Raw genomic sequence first — 18,052 nt, 5'->3', positions numbered from 1 at the left:
GGATCATGCAATGATTTTACGCTTACTTGCTACATACTTTTTTTCATTAGAATATCTATTACTCTATTTAATCGTTTTATTCTTATATGAATCAAAAAATCAACTGCCACCTACTTTGGCGTTCATTTGTATTTTTATGATTGGAAATCTATTTTTACTTTACTCAATACGAAAGTCTCAAGTATCACGAGTTATTCCATTTCTAGCAGCCATTATTTCTGGAGGAATCAGTTACACTCTTGGCTTAAATTCTGTTGCATCTATTTTATGTGCTAGCTTTATCTATTTTCGACTTGAGGCTTTTCTTAAAGACACTTCGTTATGGATCGAAGAACGACATAGATTACAAATTATTTTTTATTTAACAAGTTTGGTAGTCGTCTTTTTTGGCTGGACTTCACATTATTCTTATATGAACTTGATATTATGGATCATCATCATTTTTACAATTCTATTTAGTTTAGGTAGATACTTTCAACAAGCAGTCACTACACAAACCATTAAAAACTATCGAGGAATTATAGGATCTATTAGTATAGCAGCCCTACTTACTGGAATCATATCGTTAATCTTACCGATCTTAAAGTGGGGGATTTTTAAATTACTAGACGGTTTATTTAGAGCAGTTGGTATTTTAGGAACTCCTTTGTTTAACTATGTAGATCACATCACAATTAAAGAGAAAAAAAATAAGCTAAGTCAAAATTCAAGTGCAGAAGATAAACTTCCACAAAACATCCGGAATCACCATTATATTTTAGAGTCGACTCCTACTTGGGTATGGTTAATATTACTGATGATCGTTTTAATCGTAATTTGGCTAATCATAAGAAAGCTTTCTTATATACGCAATAACAAACATACTGTCCAAGATGAAATCAGTATTGAATCTTATGCAATACCAGAACACAAGAGGAAAAAAAGACGATTTTTCAAACACTCTGCCCCAACAGAGCAAATCAGAAAACTAATCTTCCAACTTCAAAAATATGCATCTAAATACAAAATGGGTCGACACCAAAATGAAACATTAAAAGAGTGGTTGGAGCGAATTCAAATACCGTATGATGATGACCTAATCAATGCATATAATTCAGTACGTTATGGTAAAGCTGAAATAAAGGATTTTGAGAATTACGAAGAACAAGTGAAAAGGATTAAGGATCGGATTAAAAGCAAAAATAAGGAAGAAGATAAAGAATAAATATGATACCCAAACCCTGTACTTAGGTTTGGGTTTTCACGTTGTTCAAAAGGTTGAGACTTCAAATAAATCTGTTTAATTGCAATTAAATTTGCCATTACTGCAATTAAATCGGTTCAAGTGCAATTAAAAATATCATTACTGCAATTAAAATAACCAGATCTGCAATTAAAACAATGAAAACTGCAAATAAAGCTTGGCATCATGATGAAATAGTTTATCAGATTCAAAAAATAGTAGAAATAACTATAAATTGAGTGAGAATCGTTCAAAACTAAACATGATCCAAGAAAAAAACACAATCCATTCACTTGACTAGGTTTGTGTTTTCTCCTCATTGTATTTAATTCTTATTGTAAACTTTCGTACTGATTGTATATTTTTCAATATTTTGCATATGTGGGTCGTACCCGATGCCTGGTTTGGTTGGTACGGTGATCATTCCGTTTTCTACGGTTACTTCTGGTTCGATAATATCTTCAGCCCAGTATAATGCAGATGCTGCTGTGTCTCCGGGTAGAATGAAGTTAGGTAATGATGTGATTGCAATATTATGGGCTCTTCCGATTCCTGATTCTAGCATTCCACCGCACCATAATGGAATTCCATTTTCTTGGCATAGATCATGTATTTTTCTTGATTGAGTTAGTCCTCCAACTCGACCAATTTTAATATTAATAATTTTACAGCTTCCTAGTTTTAGTGCTTTTCTAGCATCCTCTAGTGAGTGAATACTTTCGTCTAAACAGATTGGAGTTTTCATTCTTTCTTGTAAATCTGCGTGATCGATTATATCGTTGTATGCAAGTGGTTGTTCGATCATCATTAAATTATAGTCATCTAATGCAATTAATTGGTCCATATCAGATAATGTGTATGCTGAATTCGCATCCGCCATTAAGGGAATAGTTGGATAAACTTTTCGCACTTTATCGATCAGTTCAAGATCCCAGCCTGGTTTAATTTTTAATTTAAATCTTTTATAGCCTTCTTCAAGTCGGTTTTCGATGATTTTAATTGTTGAATCGATTGAATCTTGAATCCCAATGCTTACTCCTACTTCGATTTCCTTTTTCGTTCCACCTAACGCAGTTGAAAGTGAAATATTTTCTTGTTTAGCATAAAGATCCCAAATTGCGCCTTCGATGGCAGCTTTGGCCATATAGTTCCCACGAATATGTGAGAAATACTTTTCGGAAAGTTCGTCTGGATGGTTAATATCATTATTTAAAACGATTGGAATTAGATAATCTTCTAGAATATGCCAGTTTGTTTTTACAGTTTCTTCATTATATAGTGGATCAAGCATTGCAACAGATTCAGCCCAACCTGATATACCGTCTTCGCTGATCGCTTCTAATAGAATGAACTCACGGTCATATTCAGTTCCAAAACTCGTTGTAAATGGATGCAATAAATCTAGCTTCATATGGCGTAATATTACTTTATTAATTTTCATTTCCGAACTCTCCTTTATTACTTTTCTATTTGTTCAGTACATAAAAATGAACTGGCATTTCCGTTTCTGAATTCTTATAAAATCCAATAACTTTCCATCCGCTTTGAAATAATTTTTTAAAGGACTCTCTAGTAAGCATTCGCCACTGGCTTGCAACTTTTATATTCGTTTCTCTCATTGTTCGGAAATCTTTTGGTACTGCAACAAAGGCTAAATCGTTAAACACAGCGGAATCGTTTTGAATCGGCACTGGTATTCCGTCATTATTTTCTTGCCATTTAATAAGAGAATTTTTAACTGCTTCATCTAATTCAAATGGTCTTAAATTCTCTTTTTCCTTTTCCCCTTTTGCAATATACCATTCAACTAGAAAACGGTCTGATGGAATTCCACTATTTAGTAAGTCTTCCATTTCTCCATAGCAGTTTTCAATATACGTATTACAAACTCCACCTAACTTAGAAATATTTAAATAGCCATTTGCGGTTTCTAATGGATCATAAGTCCAAGTAATCAATTTATAGCCGAGTTTAATAGCTTCTTCTCGCTGGGCAATTTTAAGCAATTTTCCAATCCCTTTATTACGAAACTCTTGGTCAATTCCAAGCATATGTGAACAAAGATATACATTTTGTCCATCATATCCAGGAAAACTATATTGAAATCCAACCATTTTCCCTTCAAAAAATGCACCTAAAACTAAGCCACCATTTTTTGCAGCTGTAATTGTTTGATGCGTAGGAATCGAATCCTCAAAACCCCAAATTTTAGATTCTAATTTTCGCACCTGCTCCATTTCTTCTATTGAATGAAGGGAACGGATTTTAATCCCAGAATTAACTTCAGATTGATTCAGTTTGTTCATCATGTCATTCACCTCTTCATTGGTCTTGTTCTGATGCTAATAAAACTGTTTGAGTTAAAATTTTCGCTCCATAATGAAGTGCTTCTAAATTAAAACTCATATGAGGATGATGCAACCCTGGCGTTAATCCACAACCTAAACCGACCATTGTAGCAGCGATTTCAGGATATTTATTTGTATAGAAATGGAAGTCCTCACCACCATTTGATATACACTCAGGCACTACGTTTTCATGTCCGATTATTTCAGTAATGGCTCTTTCGGTAATTTTTATTGCCTGCTCGTTTTGTATGGCCGCTGGAACAAATTCTTCCATAGACCACGAAATCTTAGCTTTTGATTCAATCATCGTTTCCTCAAAAACCTCAACTGTACGTGCGTTTAATTGATTCATAATGTCATTCGTTTGCGCTCTAACATCAAGTGAAAATTTTACTGTTTCCGGTATCGTATTTGATGCTTCATTTTCAGTTTGAATTTGAGTCATTTTAATTGAATGAGGGATATCTGTATTTAAATTGATTTGCTTTAATTTATTTACTATTTCCGCAGCTACTTCAATTGCATTAATACCATCTTGTGGCCTTGATGCATGTGCTTGAATTCCTCGAATTGTACCTTTAATCGTTTCAGCCGAACCATGTATGATCACAGGAGATGCCTTTTGAAAAGGTACTTCTCTTTCTGGTCTTAAGTGTACGCCAAACAATGAAATAACATTGTCTAATGCACCATCTTCCATCATTTGAAGGGCTCCTTCACCCTTTTCTTCGGCTGGCTGGAAGATAAATCGAATTGTATGTTTTGGCTTTATCCCACTTGCAGAAATGGCCAACGCTGCATATAAAACCATCGTACTATGAGCATCATGACCGCATGAGTGATTTGCCATTACAACACCGTCAACTTCTTGAACTAGTGCATCCATATCAGCTCTTAGCGCTACAACTGTATCTTTTTGTCCCTTAAGTTCAGCAATAAAGCCAAAATGTTTTTTAAACGTTTTAATCTCAACATCTGCACCATTCAGTCGTTCTCTTAAATACTTTGCTGTTTTTTCTTCTTGCCAACTAGGCTCAGCTAGCTTATGTAAATCCCTGTAAGTGTTTAAAATATTTTCTTTGTTTTGATCTAGATAAGATTGTGGATTCATAAGATATGCTCCTAACTGTTTTTTCTATTCAATAAATACTTCATAGGAAGAATAAATTTTTTCCAATTTTTGTTGATACATCTGAATTCTTTTTTTGTCTTTTTCATATAATCCAGCAATCACTAAATTTAATAGACTAATAACTGATGCGATTGAGTTAGAACCACTTTCCACGTTCTCTTCTGTAGTTAGAACAATATCTGCAATTCGACCAATTGGTGATAATAATCGATCAGTAACCGAAATTAAACTTACTCCATTTTCTTTCGTACATTCTGCAATTGTTAGTGTTTCCTTTGCATACCTTGGAAAAGAAAATGCAACAACAACCGATTTTTCTGTTAAATTACAAAACTTTTCATAAAAGTCTCCTGCTGGAGAACAATACATTACGTTTCCTCTAATTGAGCTCAACGTATTCGAAAACCAATACGCAGCTATATGAGATACACGATGACCAACAATTAACACTTGATCCGCACAGGTAATTGCTTCTACAGCTTTTGAAATTTCCTTAATATTCGAAGGTTGTAATAAGTTTCTTAAAATATTGACTTCATTTTCGATAATTTTTGTAAAAGTATTTTGACCTTCTACATTTTTTATCTCTTCTTTTTCTTTTATATAATCGGCTTTATTTAAATGAAGAAACTCATTTTGAACACATAATTGCATATTACTGAAGCCTTCAAATTCGAGTGCATATGAAAGACGAATGACCGTTGTTTCACTTACATCAGCTTTTTTTCCAATTTGATAAGCAGTTTTAAAGGCACACTCTTCAAGATTTTCAATCATATAAGTCGCTACTTTTTTTTGGCCTGGTGATAATTGAGAAAATTTTTCCTTAACTAACAATTTAAAATTAGGTCGCTCCATTATTTTTAATCCTTCCAACGATGAAGTTTATCCTTCACTTATTTTAAAAGTTGCAGTTAATACTTCTTTTTCTTATACATTATCATATCCCTAAATCAGGAGCAAGGAAAAATAGAAGTAAAGAAACACGAAAAGACCATAAAAAATATAATGTAATTTCCTAACTATTTTTCTGCTTTTAACCATATAAATATTTGTAGTTTGTAGTTAATTGCCCTTACAATTTACCTCAATTTGAATTAACTAAAATAGGACTACTATTCAAAATTTGAATCCGGTCAAAAGCCGTAATCGTGTATACAATTAGTTTTCAAATAAGTAAAAAGGTTATTTGTATACCCTAAAACCAAGGAGGGGAAAATTTGAAAGTCTTAATCATCTGGCGTCTCTTAACAGTTGGTGGAGTAAATGCTGGCTGGAGGAATCGTTCAATTTATTTTAAAAAGTTTGGAATTGATACTGAGTTTCTATACACAACAGATCATGGTGGATTACACATAATGGAAGATATTGCACCTGTCTATTTAACGAAGGACGAAAACGAAATTATTGATATCATTAAAAACAATGCATATGACGCAATTATTGTAGTAGATACGGGATCAGCGTATAAGTGGTTACAAAAAGCTCAATATAAAGGTCCAGTTATTGTAGAAGCACGTACGCCCGAGCTTATTAAACTACAACCTCATTTAAAGAAATTTAGATCCATTGAACCTGTTTCTATTATTGTTCCATCAAATTTTCAAAAAAGATTAGTTTCCATCTTAACAGATAATATCCCCATTAAAGTAATCTACAATGGTGTTGACACATCATTTTTCCATCCATTAGCTCAAGATGAAATCGTATACGAAAATAATCCAATCCTTCCAAACAATAAAAAAATTGTGTGCTGTATCGGTCGAGTGGATAAACGAAAAAACTGGCCAATGTTAATCGAAGTTGCAAAATTGATAAAAAGTGAACGGTCGGATATTGAAATTTGGTTAATTGGAGGAGCTCAAAGTGTTCAGCGAGAGGACTTTGCATTAACTTGGAAGGAAGAAGGTCTAACCGATATGATTAAATGGTTTCCGGTTATTCCTTATCAACAAATGCCCCATGTATATGCTAAAGTACTTCAATCAGGTGGTTGTACAATCGCAACTACAAAAGTAGAATCATTTGGGAATACTTTTATTGAGTCTATGGCATGTGGCGTTCCAGTTGTTGCTTCTAATATAGTGCCTATTTCAGAAATCGTTCTTCAAGGTGAAACAGGTATGCTTTTTAGAGGACATGATGTTCAAGATGCTGTTAAAAAAATATATTCAATCGTAGATAATAAGAAATTTCATGAAAAGCTATCACAGAATGCTATCAAACATGTTGAAGAAAATTTTGCGATCCATAAAGTGGCAGATATTTATCGCGAATATCTTCTTAAATTTGGTCAAGGCAAAAATAGTGATGTGATTCAAAATGATTGAACCAGTTTCCTATATTAAAAAACTAGAAGGAAAATCAAATGCTCATTTAATTACATTTAGTGATGGTAGAGATTATGTTGTGAAATATTTTAGATCCGGATTTGAGAAAACATTACCGAACGAATGGGTTGCCTATTGCATTGCTAGATTTTTAGATTTACCGGTTCCTTTTGCTCAAATCGTTTCTATTCCTGAAGAATTTTCAAAAACAATACCGGATATAGAACCAGAAGATGTTCAGAATTCAAAGTTTCAGTTTATTTCTTTATATGTACCTGAAACGTTAAATGGTCATCAAGTCGGATCGGTTCCTAATATTTTGAATAACAATCAGCTTGCTGGCATCATTTTATTCGATTATTGGCTGTGTAATGGAGATCGGACTCGAAAAAACATTTTACTTCGCGAAGAAAGTTTAGACCAATTTAAACTTTGGATCATTGACCATGCTGAAGCATTTGGTTCTTACAGCTGGTTAATTTCAGAGTTAGAAACATTGCCTCAAAATATTATGAAAAGCTCCACTCATCAATTCATGTCCAAATTTATAAATAGTGAAGAAGAATTTAATGAACAACTGCAGATCATCCAAAGATTCCCGGTTCTGCTTTTAGAAGAAATTGTAGAAGTCATTCCTGATGATTGGTTAATATCAAAGGAAGACAAAAAGGCAATTGTCGGCAGATTAGTAAATCGTAGAAAAAAAATTCTCCCTTATCTTAAACATAAATTCGTCAAAACGATCTACCGTCCATTACATGAAGAAAATGAGTAGAATAATAAAAACGACTTCAAATTAGTTTGAAAGTCGTTTTTTTATTTTTATTATGCTATCGAATGATGGACGGTTTACCAACTGGGTAATATTCTATTTTCTCACAATCTCTTATTCTGTCTTCCAATAGACAGTTTCTTCCGTCAAAAATAATTGGATTCTTCATTTTAGTTAAAATGCTAGGCAAGTCAAGTTCTCTAAATTCTCTCCACTCAGTAACAATAAAAATTGCATCTGTATCCGTTACACATTCATTTATTGAACTAGCGAACGTTAAATTGCTACCTAGTATTTTTTTTGCGTTTTCAATTGCAACAGGGTCATATGCAATGACCTCTGCCCCTAATTCTGTTAGAGAATTTATGATATTAATAGAAGGTGCTTCTCTCATATCGTCTGTATCTGGTTTAAAAGATAATCCTAGACATGCAATCTTTTTCCCTTTTAATATACCAAATCGTTCAATAGCTTTTTTTACGAGCAATTCACGTTGAAAATTATTAATCGAAATAGTTTCCTTTAAAAAACCAAATTCAATCCCATTTAACTCAGCTGTATGCAATAATGCTTTAACATCCTTTGGGAAACAAGAGCCACCATAACCTATTCCAGCATATAAAAACGCTTCACCGATTCGTTTATCTTTGCCCATTCCTTTTGCTACATCTTCTACATTTGCACCGAGTGCTTCGCAAAGATTTGCAATTTCGTTTATATAACTGATTTTGCTAGCTAAAAATGCATTGGATGCGTATTTAATCATTTCTGCACTTCGAATACTAGTAATCAAGATTGGTACATTTAATGGTTTATACAGTTCTTCAACAATTCTAGCAGACTCTTGATGATTGCTACCGATAATGATTCGATCTGCTTCCATCGTATCTTTAATTGCGGAGCCTTGTCTTAGAAACTCTGGATTGGAAACAACGTCAATTACAATATCTTTACTGCAATTTTGTTGAATAATTTCCTTTACTACTTCATTCGTTCCAACTGGAACAGTACTTTTTATCGCAATAATTACGTCTTGTTTAATATTTTTCGCGATATCAATCGCTGCTCCCTCAAGATAGGATAAATTTGCCGCCCCATCTTCTCTTTGAGGGGTACCTACTGCAATGATAATAACCTTAGCATCTTCTAACCCTTTATCATATGAGGTTGTGAAAGATAATTTTCCTAACTTAATATTATTAGTGATTAACTCTTCAATTCCTGGTTCATAAATAGGAGAAATACCTGCACACAAATTTTTTATTTTAAGTTCATTTATATCAATACAAGTTACTGAGTGACCAATCTCTGCTAAACAGACTCCTGTTGTTAAACCTACATAGCCCGTACCTAATATCGAAATTTTCAAGTCAATCCACTTCCTGATTCTTCATATTTAGAGCATGATCAGATATGACCTCATTTAAAAATTCAATTACCTCATCTTTTATATCTTCTCTATTAATCGCAAAATCAATTGTAGCCATTATAAATCCGATTTTATTTCCGATATCATATCGTTTACCTTCGAAATTATATGCTAAGACAAATTGATTTTTATTTAATTCATTAATCGCATCTGTTAATTGTAATTCACAGCCTTGTCCCACAGAAATTGTTTCTAAAACATCAAAAATCTCTGGAGTAAGAATGTATCTTCCCATAATTGCATAATTTGATGGGGCATCTTTCAATTTTGGTTTTTCCACTAGACACTCAACTTGGAATAGATTTGTATTTGTATCGTAAGTACTGTCCTTTTGTTTAATAACGCCATATTTACTTACTTCTTCATCAGGAACATTCTGAACAGCAATAACCGGGGCATTATATTTCTCGTAAACATTAATAATTTGCTGTAAGCAAGGTGTTGTAGACATTACTATGTCATCTCCTAACAAAACAGCAAATGGTTCATCTCCTATAAAACTCTTAGCACATAATATTGCATCGCCTAATCCTTTCGGTTCCTTTTGACGCACATAGAAGATTTTCACCATATTGGATATTTTCTGCATTTCTTCCAAAACAGTTAGCTTGTTTTTTCGAGATAATGATTCTTCTAATTCATATGATTTATCAAAATGATCCTCAATTGCTCGTTTGCCTCTACCACTAATAATAATAATTTCTTCAATTCCTGAAGCTACGGCTTCTTCAACGATATATTGAATAGTTGGTTTATCAACTATAGGTAACATTTCTTTTGGCAACGCTTTTGTTGCCGGCAAAAACCGAGTCCCGAGACCAGCAGCGGGAATTATAGCCTTGCGGATTTTCATTTAACTTGCCTCCAAACATTTGTTCATTATACTTTATATGTAAATAACGGAGGACTTGTCACCATATATACCTATTATGTTTAGAAAGTTTCTGACTTAAAAACTAGCTTTTTTAGCCTACATATTTATTTATTTTAGAACACTAATAAACCATTCTATTAAAAAGAAATATTTGTAGGTATTCATGCACCAAAATAATCTATATAAAAGACTTTCCGTGTTATTTGAACTAGTTTTGTATGATTGAATCCATGATGTATATTTAGCTGTAATTTGGCCAATTTTGTCGTTTATGGAATTGACACACTGAGACATTCATTACGTCGTTTTGGCGTTAATTTAGCCAATTTAACCTTCATTAAGCTGTGTTATTACAAAGTGTTAGTTGTATAAACCGCTCTCGTCTGAAACCCCTCATCAATAAATAATTTCCAAACTAAAAAAGGCTATCTCAAAAGTATTTAAACTGATGAGACGGCCTCTTTTTATTTAGACATATTCCTCAAAAATATGATTTTTTATCGATATCTGTTTCTATGCACTTCAGTTACGCTAGGAATTTTCTTTAATCTAAATGGTTCTGATTTAACATTATTAGATAGATTGTTAGCCCTATTTTCTACTCTACTTACTTCATTTGCATATGGTCTTTCGTTTAGGTTTGAATATGAGCTTGCATTATTTACGACCTGATCAGTTACTCTTCTAATTCGTCTTAATACTCTTGGATTCGTATTAACTGAAAATTCTTCCGTTACTTTTGTGACTACATTTTCTTTAGGAACTGATTTTGCTTTCTCTACTAAGATTTCTAGCATTTCTCCAATAGAATTGATTTCGGACTGAGTTACTGGTTTTGGTACTTCTACTATTGATTCAGTAGTTGGTTTTATTTCTACAGTTGGTTCGATTACTTCAATGATTTCTGTCGTCGGTTGTTCGTTTACTTCAATAATTTCTGTCGTCGATTGTTCGTTTACTTCAGATACACTATTATTAGCTACATTCAACTGTGAATTTTGTACTGCAGTTTTAAATAATTTTTGAGGCTCATATTGTTCTAATAGTTCTGGTGAAATAGATGAAGCATATTCAGTTTGGCTCCATGTAGATAGAATTTCATTTGCTACACGACTCCATAAATACTTAGTAACTGCAAGTTCTCTACCTTTTATTCCCATATTCTTCATAAGCGTTTTGTTTGATAATATTTCTGTGATTTTGGTAGCGAATTCATCTGGATCCACTGGATTTTCTACGATTAATCCATTCTCACCTGGTATAATGACTTCAGGATTACCACCTCGAGCAGTTGTTACAATTGGAAGTCCAGCTGCCATCGCTTCATAGTGAACCCTTGCAAGAGGCTCTTGCCATAATGAAGTACATACAAATAAATCTGCTACTGCAAACCAGTTGTGAATTTCAAAAGGTGATACAAACCCTGTTGTAATAATCGGCACATCTTGCTTTTTGGCGATTGCACGAATATATGCTACATAGTCTGTAACATTATTTTGACTAAACCAATTGCTTCCTACGATGACTAAAGCTAAATCCTTGAAGGTTTTTGAAAGTGTTGGCAATGCTCTTATTAGACGGTCTACACCTTTGTTTTCTGAAAGTCTTCCTGCAAATAAAATAACCGTTTTATTTTCTAAACCAAATTCTTTTCTAAGTGTGTCTCTTGTACTAATCATTTTAGGATCATTACCAGGTAAGAAACGGTCAGAATCAACACCTGAGTAGATCGTTCTGATTTTATTTGCACTTTGAGGATAAAGTTCACGAATTACATTTCCTACATAATCACTTACTGTAACGATACTTGAAACTTCTTCTAATACTAAATTCGCTTCATCAACAGCGATTTTCCCAATATTAAACATATCATTATGCATACTTAAAGTGATTTTTGAATTTGGTGCTACTTTTCTAATCGGAAGGACAAGACGTGGTCTGTTAAAAATGTGGATTAAATCAAATTGATTTCCTTTAATGTATTGAACTACGCCTTCTCGGTATAGTTCTAATACTTTACCTGGCACACGTACATAATTTACACCGTCAATTGTTTCTTCATCTGGTAATGATGGATCATTAACACCTAATACTGTTATATCGTGTACTTTACTTAAATAAGGTAAACTTCCTGCAATATAAGTCTGAATCGCACCACCTAAAACTGGAGGTACTGGTAGGTTTTCTGTACATACCATTAATATTTTCATTCTTTTCCACTCCAGTCGTTGCGAACCTCATTCAATGTTGCCCACTTTGACTGCTCTAAGTCAACGATTGATTGAATTAATTGTTTAGTCGGTTCACCTAAAAATAATTCTGGTTCATAAAGTACTTCTTTAATGTTTTTATAAAATTCATTTGGCATTGTAAAATCAATCATTAATACTTCATATAATTCTTTAGAAATTGGATTTGCTTCGTGATATGCGTTAATCATTTCCCTTACCCATGTAGCATCCCAAGCGAATAAATCGGACATTGTACCAGATATCAGTTTTCTAAGATCACGAATTGGCAAATCATATGCAACTCCATCTAGATCAATGATCCACATTCCATTTGGACCCATTTGACCATTTGACCATCCGTAATCTTGGTGAACTAAGCCCCAACTTGCATTTCCTTCATTCACCATAGTAAAGTAACCCGAATTGTTTAGGTCTTCCATACTCTTTCTTGCTTGTTCTTGAAATACATCTACTACATTTAATAAATCCTGACTAGCAGGCATTTCATCATAAGCCAAGGCAATTGTTCTAAACCAATTCATTTTGTTATATACTTTTTCATAACTTTTAGGCCATTTGTGCAGTCTTGATGCAATTTCTGCTTGAATCGGTGGTACATAACCTTTACTTAAACGATGAAACTCACCAAGAGCATAACATAACTGCTTAGCACCTTCTAAGTCTTTAGAAACTGGAGCCAACTCTTCAATCCATTCTGCAACGAACCATAGCTTTCCACCAGCTTCTACATATTCTTCGCCATCTCTAGTTCGAACAATGCTTGGAACTCTAGCCTGTTGAACCTCAACTAAATACTTCTGAGCCCCTAAACTAAACATACTTCTAGTTGGTCTTCTGTGTAAAAGCTTAAAACTTTTTGGACCATCGTTTGTTTCAATTTTCCAAATCGCTCCGCCTTTGTCAGCTTTCGTCGTAATTACTTGCATGCTATTTACTTGAAGGTCATAGAATTTAAGTACTTCAAGACCAATTTTTTCAATATATTCGGGCACATAGAATTCATCATGAATAAGCTCATCGACAATCCATGGCTCAATTATTATATTATTCAATTTCTCCCTCCTACTTTTTAGAGCCCATAAAAAAATTCACATTTCTTTTTCATGAAATGTAATAAATCATTGCTTATCTACTCTTATTGCTCTAAGTGTATTAAGACCTAATGTAATAATATGATTTTGTCCAAGTATTGTGAGGGTATATGTGTATTCTATTAAAAAAGTATTTTCCCTAAACTAGTTATATACATATTTATAAATGTATTCGAACTTTGTCGTTTTCTCTAACATATGATATTCCAACTCTTGTTAGATAAGGAGGTTTTTAACATTAAAAAAGCTAATACTATGCGCATCTTTATTACCGGATGTGCCGGATTTATTGGATTTCATCTAAGCAAGCGCCTATTAGATCAAGGTTTTCAGATCATTGGAATTGATAATATTAATGATTACTATGACAGACGTCTAAAATATGATAGATTGGAACTTTTAAAGAAATACGAGCATTTTAGTTTCATAAATGGCTCAATTCATGAAATGGAACTATTAGAAGAGCTATTCGCACAATATAATTTCGATCTAGTCATTAATCTAGCAGCACAGGCTGGGGTGAGATATAGTTTAGAAAATCCAGGGTCATATATCCAATCAAACCTTGTAGGTTTTGCCAATATATTAGAGTGTTGTAAAAATCATCAAATTAAACACCTCATATATGCCTCTTCTAGTTCTGTTTATGGAAATAATAAAAAAACTCCCTCTTCAATTAATGATCGAGTTGACCAACCAATTAGTTTATATGCAGCCACAAAAAAATCAAATGAATTAATGGCATATTCATATAGTCATACGTTTAATCTACCTACTACTGGATTGCGTTTTTTTACGGTCTATGGACCATGGGGTAGACCAGATATGGCATTATATAAATTTGCTAATTCAATTACTAACGGACAACCAATAGATGTTTATAATTATGGAAATATGAAACGAGATTTTACTTATATTGATGATGTAGTTGAATCAATTGTAAGAATCATTAAAAATGGACCACCAAATGAATCTTCCTCGTTTTATAAACTTTATAATATTGGTAACAATAGCCCAGTGAAATTAAACTATTTTATTGAAGTTATAGAAAAGGAACTTGGCATAAAGGCAAATATCCGATTATTGCCGATGGTTACAGGAGAAGTACTTGAAACATATGCCGATATTGATCAACTCGTAAATGACATTCAGTATAGTCCAACTACTTCGATCGAGGACGGTATTGCTAAATTCGTTAAATGGTTTAAGGAGTATAAAAAGATCGACTAATAACTTATGTAAATAAAGTTACAAATGAAAATAACCACAAGGATTAATATTCCTTGTGGTTTATTTGTCTAATCTAAAAATAATTTTCAGCTATTGCTGTTTAATGACAAAAAAGAAGCCCAGTTTAAGGGCTCACTGCATATAAATTATTCGACTGGTTCCGATCCTCACTTAACATTTGAATATAATCTTCATTTAATTGATCTGTTAAATGTTCTCTATAGTGCCAAATTGATAATAAGCATTGTTTAAATTTTTCAATTACACCTACATTTTTAACTTTTCTAGCTACCTTTATTAAATCATTTAGTCCTTCAATATATTGCTTATTTTCACATTTCAAAAGTGATTGTGCGTAACAGAAATCCAAATACAATTGTTGTTTATACAAGTTTGTACTATATGCCATTTCATTAATTACTTTTTCATTCTGATTGATTAAAACTAAAGCATCTTCTAATCTACCTAATTTTACATAGGATTCTATAATTCTCGGAATACCTACATATAAATCATCTCGATCTTTTATCCAATCATAGTATTCATCAACATAATGTAACTCACCAAAATCAAGGAATGTAACATAACGATTACCGATCGCAGCCTCTTCAAAAAAATCATTAATCTTTTTATATTTCTTTATTATTTCAAGCACTTCATCTATTGAATTACTTAACCTATTTAAAGCGAAGCCTTGGTATACTAATGCATATCCAAAATGTTTTTGATTCTTTGCCATTTTTTCTAATCGTTTTGAATAATGGAGGACCTTGTCCCATTGTTTTAACATATAGTAAGTAGCCGTAATCCACAAAATTGTTAATTCCTGAAAATCATCTGGCATATAACTTACATACTCAAGTACATGGACAAGAGTAGCTGGTCCTTCCTCTGTTAGTCTATTTAAATAGTACTTTCTAAAATAACTAATAGCGACTTCTTCTGCTGTTTGATCTGGCATGTGATGAATAATGATTTCATATAAAGGTAAAGCCTCTTTCTCTTTCCCTTCAGCAAATAACTTTTCAGCAATCTCAAATAAATTTTGTAAATTTTTTGTCCGTATTGTCTTAGATTTTTCCTCTAACATTTCAGAAATGATAAAGTTTAACTCTTTTTTAAATCCCTTTATTGCACATTTATAAATAAATGCTACACTTCTTCGTTTATCTAAATATCGATTCTGATTAAAGCATAATTGTGTATAGATCGAGTAAAAATGTCCTTCTGCCAAACCGAACGCTTCTGTAATTGCATCTAAATAATGCAAAGATAATGGCTTTTTATTATTAAATACTCTACTAATATCACTAATATGGATCCCAGAGTATTTAGCCAAATCAGCTTTATTCCAATTTTTGTCATTCATTAATGTAAGAAAATCATATAGAAGTATCTGATTCATCGGCTTTCCTCTCATACTTGGTAATAATTTATTTCAATTTTTCGTTTCCAACCTTTTGTCTAGATAAAAAAATGGACAACTAGGTATTATCACACATATTCTAATAGGTTTATTATACTATTTTGCAGTTTTTTTAAAATAGGAAATATTCAATTATTTAATTAAAATTAATTAATTATTTAAAAGCTGTTTTATCCCCTTCTGCATGCTTTTCCTATAATGGGAAATAATACCTTTATCATTTATTAAAATTTTACCTGAGGATGATTAAATGTTGAAAAAGATTATTTCATTAATACCTGAATATCCCATTTTCATTCAAGCTTTTGTTACCTTTATCGTTCCTGTAGGTTTATCAAAATTTTTCAAATGGGTTCATTATATGGAGAAAGAGTGATTTAAATGAAACGGTGGAGATCCAAAATTAATCAAGAAAATGTGGCATCTCTAAATAATGAATCACAAAATAGTAATGAGAATTTGTCCAGTGAACTCCAAGAAAACCTGTCTAGGATATTTAATGAAATTGGACAAAATGCTGATGTTAAATTTAGAGAATTTCTATTAGGTGAAACAGATACTAAGCTAGCAATCATTTTTATTGATGGCTTATCTAATGCAGACTTAATTCAAGTGCATATTCTGGGCGAATTAATGACGGGACTCACTGAGATCGCCATCAATCTAAGAAATAATGGACAATCTCTAAATCTAAAAGACATGAAAAGATTTATTAAAGAGCAATCACTCACTGTTTGTACAATTGAAGAGGTCAGTACTTATAAAAAATTAAAATCAGATGTTCTATTTGGTTCAATTGCTTTGTTAATAGATGGTATTTCTGAATGTTTTTTGATAGGAGAAGCATTAACAAAAACTAGAGAAGTAAAAGAACCTGATTCTGAGGCACTTGTTCGTGGTCCAAGACTTGGCTTTGTTGAAAATTTAGCTGATAATACAGCCATGTTAAGACGCTCCGGAAAAAATCCAGATTTAACAATGTTAGGCTATGAAGTCGGAGAAGTTTCAAAAAAACAATTAGTTATAGCTTACATCTCTACTATTGCGGATTCAAAGATTATAGAAGAAGTAAAAAAACGAATAAAAAGAATTGAAATTGATAGCGTTCCCGATTCTGGTTATATCGAACAATTAATAGAAGATGATTATTTAAGTCCTTTTCCTCAGATTCAAAGTACCGAACGACCTGATCGAGTTATGAGTGCATTAATGGAAGGGCGGGTTGCCATTATTTTAGATGGTTCACCATTTGTGCTAATTGCTCCTGTAACTTTTCAGATGTTAATACAATCTCCTGAGGATTATTATGAAAGATGGTTTGCAGCTACTTTAGTTCGATTATTACGATATCTTGCATGTTTTATTGCTTTATTTGCTCCATCTTTATACATTGCATTTATTTCGTTTCATCAAGGCTTAATTCCGACAAAATTAGTATTTCATATAGCAGCCACTAGAGGTGGAGTGCCATTTCCTCCGTTAATTGAAGCACTAATAATGGAAATCTCGATCGAAGTATTAAGGGAAGCCGGACTTCGTTTACCAAAACCGATTGGGCAATCTTTAGGAATTGTTGGAGGATTGATTATTGGTCAAGCCGCAGTTGAAGCAGGTATTGTCAGTACAATTATGGTTATTGTCGTTGCTGTAACGGCAATCTCCTCATTTACGTTACCACAATATAATGTAGGAATTGCCCTTCGTTTGCTTCGTTTTTTATCCATGCTTTTTGCGAGTGTTTTTGGTTTATATGGAGTCATTTTATTTTTTCTATTAATATGTAGTCATTTAGTTCAACTCAAAAGCTTTGGTGTTCCTTACCTAAGTCCTGCTGCTCCAGTTCGATTTAGTGATTGGAAGGATTTCGTCATAAGAGCTCCTTTATTTATGATGAAAAAACGACCTAAAAGTATTCAAGCTAAACGAACTAGAAGGATGAAATAGTA

Annotated in this window: 14 protein-coding genes; 5 read left to right on the top strand and 9 right to left on the bottom strand. The window is 32.7% G+C overall.

Annotation, left to right across the window (positions count from 1 at the left end; all coding sequences use genetic code 11):
- Nucleotides 1-10 precede the first annotated feature (10 nt).
- Nucleotides 11-1,204 (top strand): hypothetical protein, encoded by a 1,194-nt coding sequence (locus tag ACFWM3_RS15450; RefSeq protein ID WP_390311973.1) that lies wholly within the window; start codon nucleotides 11-13, stop codon nucleotides 1,202-1,204.
- Between the two features lie 343 nt (nucleotides 1,205-1,547).
- On the opposite strand, the gene menC is transcribed toward ACFWM3_RS15450, so the two are convergent.
- Genes menC through ACFWM3_RS15430 form a run of 4 tightly spaced genes read right to left on the bottom strand, consistent with a single transcriptional unit; the run spans nucleotide 1,548 to nucleotide 5,560 of the window.
- Entirely contained in the window at nucleotides 1,548-2,663 is a 1,116-nt protein-coding gene (gene menC / locus ACFWM3_RS15445; protein ID WP_390311972.1) for an o-succinylbenzoate synthase, read from the bottom strand.
- Nucleotides 2,664-2,688: 25 nt separating this feature from the next.
- Nucleotides 2,689-3,531 carry a GNAT family N-acetyltransferase gene (locus ACFWM3_RS15440; RefSeq protein WP_390311971.1) on the bottom strand — a complete coding sequence of 281 codons (843 nt, stop codon included), beginning with the start codon at nucleotides 3,529-3,531 and terminating at the stop codon, nucleotides 2,689-2,691.
- Between the two features lie 13 nt (nucleotides 3,532-3,544).
- A complete protein-coding gene (locus ACFWM3_RS15435) occupies nucleotides 3,545-4,681 on the bottom strand; it encodes an amidohydrolase (RefSeq protein ID WP_390311970.1) in 1,137 nt (378 codons plus the stop codon).
- 24 nt (nucleotides 4,682-4,705) lie between these two features.
- A complete protein-coding gene (locus ACFWM3_RS15430; RefSeq protein WP_390311969.1) occupies nucleotides 4,706-5,560 on the bottom strand; it encodes a MurR/RpiR family transcriptional regulator in 855 nt (284 codons plus the stop codon).
- Nucleotides 5,561-5,922: 362 nt separating this feature from the next.
- Between ACFWM3_RS15430 and ACFWM3_RS15425 the strand changes: the two genes are divergently transcribed.
- On the top strand, nucleotides 5,923-7,032 hold the full coding sequence (locus tag ACFWM3_RS15425) for a glycosyltransferase family 4 protein (RefSeq protein WP_390311968.1): 1,110 nt from the start codon (nucleotides 5,923-5,925) through the stop codon (nucleotides 7,030-7,032).
- The gene (locus ACFWM3_RS15420; protein ID WP_390311967.1) at nucleotides 7,025-7,807 is read left to right on the top strand and encodes a HipA family kinase; all 783 of its coding nucleotides are present in this window, start codon (nucleotides 7,025-7,027) and stop codon (nucleotides 7,805-7,807) included. The genes ACFWM3_RS15425 and ACFWM3_RS15420 overlap by 8 nt, the downstream gene beginning before the upstream one ends.
- Before the next feature lie 55 nt (nucleotides 7,808-7,862).
- Here the strand turns inward: ACFWM3_RS15420 and ACFWM3_RS15415 are convergent, their stop codons facing one another.
- The 4 genes from ACFWM3_RS15415 to ACFWM3_RS15400 all read right to left on the bottom strand — a co-directional run bounded on the left by ACFWM3_RS15415 (nucleotide 7,863) and on the right by ACFWM3_RS15400 (nucleotide 13,411).
- Nucleotides 7,863-9,173, bottom strand: coding sequence for a UDP-glucose dehydrogenase family protein (locus ACFWM3_RS15415; protein ID WP_390311966.1), 1,311 nt, complete (start codon nucleotides 9,171-9,173; stop codon nucleotides 7,863-7,865).
- A gap of 1 nt (nucleotide 9,174) precedes the next feature.
- On the bottom strand, nucleotides 9,175-10,086 hold the full coding sequence (gene galU, locus ACFWM3_RS15410; protein ID WP_390311965.1) for a UTP--glucose-1-phosphate uridylyltransferase GalU: 912 nt from the start codon (nucleotides 10,084-10,086) through the stop codon (nucleotides 9,175-9,177).
- Between the two features lie 518 nt (nucleotides 10,087-10,604).
- Nucleotides 10,605-12,317 carry a glycosyltransferase family 4 protein gene (locus tag ACFWM3_RS15405; RefSeq protein ID WP_390311963.1) on the bottom strand — a complete coding sequence of 571 codons (1,713 nt, stop codon included), beginning with the start codon at nucleotides 12,315-12,317 and terminating at the stop codon, nucleotides 10,605-10,607.
- Nucleotides 12,314-13,411: a CotS family spore coat protein gene (locus tag ACFWM3_RS15400; RefSeq protein WP_390311962.1), complete on the bottom strand. Its 1,098-nt coding sequence runs from the start codon at nucleotides 13,409-13,411 to the stop codon at nucleotides 12,314-12,316. The genes ACFWM3_RS15405 and ACFWM3_RS15400 overlap by 4 nt, the downstream gene beginning before the upstream one ends.
- A gap of 294 nt (nucleotides 13,412-13,705) precedes the next feature.
- Here ACFWM3_RS15400 and ACFWM3_RS15395 point away from each other — a divergent pair, with 294 nt between their 5' ends.
- Nucleotides 13,706-14,680, top strand: coding sequence for an NAD-dependent epimerase (locus ACFWM3_RS15395; RefSeq protein WP_056473960.1), 975 nt, complete (start codon nucleotides 13,706-13,708; stop codon nucleotides 14,678-14,680).
- 124 nt (nucleotides 14,681-14,804) lie between these two features.
- Here the strand turns inward: ACFWM3_RS15395 and ACFWM3_RS15390 are convergent, their stop codons facing one another.
- Nucleotides 14,805-16,085, bottom strand: a complete 1,281-nt coding sequence (locus ACFWM3_RS15390; protein WP_390311961.1) for a helix-turn-helix domain-containing protein — start codon at nucleotides 16,083-16,085, stop codon at nucleotides 14,805-14,807.
- Between the two features lie 402 nt (nucleotides 16,086-16,487).
- On the opposite strand from ACFWM3_RS15390, the gene ACFWM3_RS15385 reads away from it, so the two are divergent.
- Nucleotides 16,488-18,050 carry a spore germination protein gene (locus ACFWM3_RS15385; protein WP_390311960.1) on the top strand — a complete coding sequence of 521 codons (1,563 nt, stop codon included), beginning with the start codon at nucleotides 16,488-16,490 and terminating at the stop codon, nucleotides 18,048-18,050.
- Nucleotides 18,051-18,052: the final 2 nt, after the last annotated feature.

Source organism: Gottfriedia sp. NPDC058432, from assembly GCF_042721555.1.
Lineage (GTDB): Bacteria > Bacillota > Bacilli > Bacillales > Bacillaceae_G > Gottfriedia.
This window is presented reverse-complemented; position numbering and strand designations above follow the sequence as displayed.

Bases quoted from the DNA above. Each gene is read 5' to 3' on its own strand.
- ACFWM3_RS15450 (WP_390311973.1), top strand. From the start codon at position 11: ATGATTTTACGCTTACTTGCTACATACTTTTTTTCATTAGAATATCTA.
- ACFWM3_RS15385 (WP_390311960.1), top strand. From the start codon at position 16,488: ATGAAACGGTGGAGATCCAAAATTAATCAAGAAAATGTGGCATCTCTA.
- ACFWM3_RS15435 (WP_390311970.1), bottom strand. From the start codon at position 4,681: ATGAATCCACAATCTTATCTAGATCAAAACAAAGAAAATATTTTAAAC.
- ACFWM3_RS15420 (WP_390311967.1), top strand. From the start codon at position 7,025: ATGATTGAACCAGTTTCCTATATTAAAAAACTAGAAGGAAAATCAAAT.
- ACFWM3_RS15405 (WP_390311963.1), bottom strand. From the start codon at position 12,317: ATGAAAATATTAATGGTATGTACAGAAAACCTACCAGTACCTCCAGTT.
- ACFWM3_RS15430 (WP_390311969.1), bottom strand. From the start codon at position 5,560: ATGGAGCGACCTAATTTTAAATTGTTAGTTAAGGAAAAATTTTCTCAA.
- ACFWM3_RS15440 (WP_390311971.1), bottom strand. From the start codon at position 3,531: ATGATGAACAAACTGAATCAATCTGAAGTTAATTCTGGGATTAAAATC.
- menC (WP_390311972.1), bottom strand. From the start codon at position 2,663: ATGAAAATTAATAAAGTAATATTACGCCATATGAAGCTAGATTTATTG.
- ACFWM3_RS15390 (WP_390311961.1), bottom strand. From the start codon at position 16,085: ATGAATCAGATACTTCTATATGATTTTCTTACATTAATGAATGACAAA.
- galU (WP_390311965.1), bottom strand. From the start codon at position 10,086: ATGAAAATCCGCAAGGCTATAATTCCCGCTGCTGGTCTCGGGACTCGG.
- ACFWM3_RS15395 (WP_056473960.1), top strand. From the start codon at position 13,706: ATGCGCATCTTTATTACCGGATGTGCCGGATTTATTGGATTTCATCTA.